This is a genomic window from Mesorhizobium sp. M1A.F.Ca.ET.072.01.1.1, from assembly GCF_004023325.1.
Classification (GTDB): Bacteria; Pseudomonadota; Alphaproteobacteria; order Rhizobiales; family Rhizobiaceae; genus Mesorhizobium.
On sequence record NZ_RZSF01000466.1, the window covers coordinates 1 to 3,907 of the forward strand.

At 62.6% G+C, this 3,907-nt stretch carries 4 protein-coding genes and 1 pseudogene; 3 read left to right on the forward strand and 2 right to left on the reverse strand.

The window, feature by feature from the left end; all coding sequences use genetic code 11:
• Positions 1-95: 95 nt before the first annotated feature.
• The gene (locus EOA32_RS34310; protein ID WP_082954041.1) at positions 96-260 is read right to left on the reverse strand and encodes a DUF1127 domain-containing protein; all 165 of its coding nucleotides are present in this window, start codon (positions 258-260) and stop codon (positions 96-98) included.
• Positions 261-592: 332 nt separating this feature from the next.
• Here EOA32_RS34310 and EOA32_RS34315 point away from each other — a divergent pair, with 332 nt between their 5' ends.
• The 3 genes from EOA32_RS34315 to EOA32_RS34325 all read left to right on the forward strand — a co-directional run bounded on the left by EOA32_RS34315 (position 593) and on the right by EOA32_RS34325 (position 3,601).
• Positions 593-1,111, forward strand: a complete 519-nt coding sequence (locus tag EOA32_RS34315; RefSeq protein WP_179294479.1) for a hypothetical protein — start codon at positions 593-595, stop codon at positions 1,109-1,111.
• Between the two features lie 117 nt (positions 1,112-1,228).
• The gene (locus tag EOA32_RS34320; RefSeq protein ID WP_128374072.1) at positions 1,229-2,296 is read left to right on the forward strand and encodes an aldo/keto reductase; all 1,068 of its coding nucleotides are present in this window, start codon (positions 1,229-1,231) and stop codon (positions 2,294-2,296) included.
• Positions 2,297-2,332: 36 nt separating this feature from the next.
• Positions 2,333-3,601 carry a cysteine desulfurase-like protein gene (locus EOA32_RS34325; RefSeq protein WP_128374073.1) on the forward strand — a complete coding sequence of 423 codons (1,269 nt, stop codon included), beginning with the start codon at positions 2,333-2,335 and terminating at the stop codon, positions 3,599-3,601.
• 1 nt (position 3,602) lies between these two features.
• On the opposite strand, the pseudogene EOA32_RS34330 reads toward EOA32_RS34325, so the two are convergent.
• Positions 3,603-3,907: pseudogene (locus tag EOA32_RS34330) on the reverse strand (histone deacetylase family protein); the annotation flags it as partial.

A 3,907-nucleotide genomic window follows, 5' to 3' on the forward strand; every position in this document is an offset into this window, starting at 1 on the left:
ACAATGGCGTGCCGCTGGGCAAGTCGATTTTCCTGGGACGCTGAAGACGGAGAGGTTTCCCGGCGCGGCCGAGAACCCTCTTTTTCATCGTTGAATCAGCGTATCGACATCTCGCGGGCGATACGCGGAAAGTCGGCCGGCTTGATGCCGATATCGGCGCGGTCGGCGTTGCTCATCGCGTTCAGCAGCGCGAGCGCCGATCGGTACCGCTGCTGTTCCTGCGGCCGCGGCCGCGCGAACATTTCGGTGAAGAACCCCATATTCCAGCCCCTTGTTTGTCCTCCACACGCCGAGAATATAGGTGATTTGTTACAATTGTGCAGTGCAGCAAGTGCATGGCAGCCATGCCTGGTGAATTTTTTCCGCCAAAATCGCTTCTCTTCTGAAACTTTTGCGGAAACTCGACCGTACGCCACGGTCCTGGCCCCCGGGCGGGCTTTTTCCTCGCCACTCTGGCGACCTGCCGGTCGGTATCAAATGCAGCGCGGCTTTGATCTTTCCGGCCGGCGTCTGCAGCTGCAACACCCGCAATCGTTAATGTCCTCGGCATTCATTTTTAACGACAGCGATCTATGGTCGACGGCAACAATGAATGCCGTTGCGACAGGAGGAGGCTGAGATCGGCACCGGGAACAAGCTGGATTTCGCTTCGTTGCTCGACGACCTCATCATCGCTTCCGAGAAGGGCGAAGACGGGGGCGCCCGGCCCTCTATTCCATTCGACTATCTGTCGGTGGCGGACGAGCTTCACTCCGGCCGCATCAAGGTCGCCGGCGAAAGCGTCGCCGCCGAGTACCGCGAAGCGGGCGCCGACCTTGCCGCCGAGTTCGCCGCGCTTCTCGACCAGGCCAAGCTGGCTCTCGCTGAGGAAGAGCATCGCCCTGAGGAAGAGCTGGCGCCGATCGACCCTGAATCGATTGCCGGCGAGCTCGGCCTCGATCGCCCTGCGAAGGATACCGATTTCGGCCGCATTCGCCGCAACTTCGCCTTCGCCAACCATCCGGACCGTGTCGCCCCGCATCTGCGTCAGCGCGCCATGATCCGCATGCAAGTGGCCAACATGCTGATCGACGAGGCCAAGCGGCGCGCGCTGGCCGCGGCACGACGCTAACCGGTTTCCGAATTCACGCAAAAGTCGCCAGGACCGGCTTGGAGAAAATCCGGCCTATGCCTTATGCTTGAATTCCTCCGCGCGCAGCCGCGCGCCACCTCCCGCCGGAGACATTTCATGCAAAAACGCCGCCTCGGTCGGACAGACCTCCTTGTTTCGCAAATCTGCCTCGGTTCGATGACCTGGGGCCAGCAGAACACAGAGGCCGAAGGCCATGCCCAGATGGATCTGGCCTTCTCGCGCGGCGTGAATTTCATCGACACCGCCGAGCTTTACCCGATCCCGCCCAAAGCCGAGACGCAAGGGTGGACCGAGAGGATCATCGGCAGTTGGATGAAGACCAAGGGCAACCGCGACAAGGTCATCATCGCCTCGAAAGTGGTCGGCCGCACGGCCAACGCCTGGTTTCGCGGCAACCGGCCATCGAAGCTTGTGCGCGCCGACATTTTCGATGCGGTCGAGAAGTCGCTCGCCAAGCTCCGTACCGATTATATCGATCTCTACCAGATCCATTGGCCGGACCGGGACATTCCCTGGGGTTCGAACCCGACGCGGGTCGGGGCGGTAGCGCGGCGGGCCGATGCTGTCGGAGCGCCGGCGGACGAGACGCCGATCGCCGAGACGCTCGCTGTCTTCGAGGAACTGGTGAAGGCGGGAAAAATCCGCCATTTAGGCCTGTCGAACGAAAGCTCGTGGGGCGTCATGCGTTTCCTGGCCGAGTCCGACAAGGGCGTCGGCCCGCGCGTCGCCTCGCTGCAGAACGCCTACAATCTCGTCAACCGCACCTTCGAGGTGAACCTGGCCGAAGTCTGCCAACGCGAAGAGATCGCGTTTCTACCTTATTCTCCGCTGGCGCAGGGCTACCTCACCGGCAAATATGATCACGGCGCGCGGCCGCAAGGCTCTCGCACGCAGCTCTTCAATCGCGGCCAGCGCTACGAGACGCCGAATGCGGCGGAAGTGCTGCTCCAATACAGCGAGCTGGCGCGCTCTTTCGGCATGGAGCCGGCGCTCTTCGCCAACGCCTATGTGACGAGCCGGCCTTTTGTGACCGCGAATATCGTCGGCGCCACCAGCGTCGCGCAGCTCGACATGGCGCTGTCTTCGGTCGAGGTCCGCTGGACGGAGGAGATGCAGAAGGCGGTCGATGCCATCCACCAGCGCGTCGGCAACCCTTGCCCGTGACTGGAAATCATTGAGAAGGACGAAGGGATGGAGGCGATGGCAGATTTTCCGATCGAGCTCGTGCGCGGACGGTTTCCAGCACTTTCGCTGACCGACAAGGGCCGCCGTCGCATCTATCTCGACAATCCCGCCGGAACCCAGGTGCCGCAGGCGGTGGCGGATGCGGTCTCGCGCTGCCTGCTAACGACAAACGCCAACCTCGGCGGCTTCTTCGAAACGACGGTCGCGGCGCAGCAGGTGGTCGATGATGCGCATGCGGCGATGGCCGATTTTCTCGGTGCGGCAAGCGTCGAGGAAATCATCATCGGCGCCAATATGACGACGCTGACCTACCACATGTCGCGCACACTCGGCCGGACGATGAAGCCGGGCGACGAGATCATCCTCACCCGCATGGACCACGAGGGCAATGTCTCGCCCTGGCTGCAGCTTGCAGAGGATCTCGGCCTCGTCGTGCGTTTCCTGCCCTTCGACGAGAAGAGCTGGCAGGTCGAGGAAGCGGGGCTGAAGGCGCTGCTTTCGGAAAGGACGCGGCTTGTGGCGCTGAACTATGCCTCGAACCTCACCGGCTCGATCAACCGCGTGAGGGAGCTGACGACACTCGCCAAGCAGGCCGGGGCGCTGGTCTATGTCGACGCGGTGCAATTCGCGCCGCACGGGCCGATCGACGTTCAGGCGCTGGGCTGCGATTTCCTGGTCTGCTCGGCCTATAAATTCTTCGGGCCGCATATGGGTATATTGTGGGGCCGTCGCGACGTCATCGATGCGCTGAAACCCTACAAATGCCGCTGCTCGTCCAACCACCTGCCGGAAAGGTTCGAGCTCGGCACGCCGCAGATCGAGCTGATGGCTGGGTTGACCGCAGCGGTCGACTACTTCGCCGATCTCGGCGCCGCAGCCGGCGAGGGCGGTTCGCGGCGGCAGCGGATAGCGAGAGCCTTCGAAGTGTCGATCGCTTACGAGAATACGCTCGCCCGGAAGTTGATCGAGGGCCTGTCGAACATCGAGGGATTGACCATCCGCGGCATCACCGACCCGGAACGTTTCGGCGATCGCGTGCCGACAATTTCCTTCACGGTAGAGGGCATCGCGCCGGAAACGATCGTGCGACAGATGAATGCCGAGAACATCTTCCTGTGGTCCGGCCACAACTATGCATGGGAGATCGTCCACCAACTCGGCATTCCGCCGGAGCAGGGCGTCGTGCGCATCGGCATCGCGCATTACAACACAGCCGCAGAGATCGACGAGACGCTGGAAAGCGTACATCGCGTCATTGCAATGCTGAGGCAGGAGCGCGCCTGAACTATCCTTTCTTCCCGCCAAAGCTGGTCAGGAAAGCGGTGAGGTTGTCGCCGAGCGCATCGCAGAGGTAGCCGCCCTCCTGGATGATGACCGTCGGCAGGCCAAGGCCGGCGATCGCCTCGCCGATGCGCGCGAAGCCGGCCGTCGTCACCGAAAGGCCTCCGAACGGATCGCCTTCGAATGCGTCGAGCCCGAGCGCGACAACCAGCGCTTCCGGCGCGAAGGCGCGGACGCGCCGAAAGGCTGTTTCCAGCCCTTCCAAAAATGCCGCGTCGCCGGATTTGCGCGGCAGTGGCAGGTTGAGGT

Excerpts from the sequence above, each read along its gene's own strand:
- EOA32_RS34310 (WP_082954041.1), bottom strand. The coding sequence starts at position 260 with ATGGGGTTCTTCACCGAAATGTTCGCGCGGCCGCGGCCGCAGGAACAG.
- EOA32_RS34315 (WP_179294479.1), top strand. The coding sequence starts at position 593 with ATGCCGTTGCGACAGGAGGAGGCTGAGATCGGCACCGGGAACAAGCTG.
- EOA32_RS34320 (WP_128374072.1), top strand. The coding sequence starts at position 1,229 with ATGCAAAAACGCCGCCTCGGTCGGACAGACCTCCTTGTTTCGCAAATC.
- EOA32_RS34325 (WP_128374073.1), top strand. The coding sequence starts at position 2,333 with ATGGCAGATTTTCCGATCGAGCTCGTGCGCGGACGGTTTCCAGCACTT.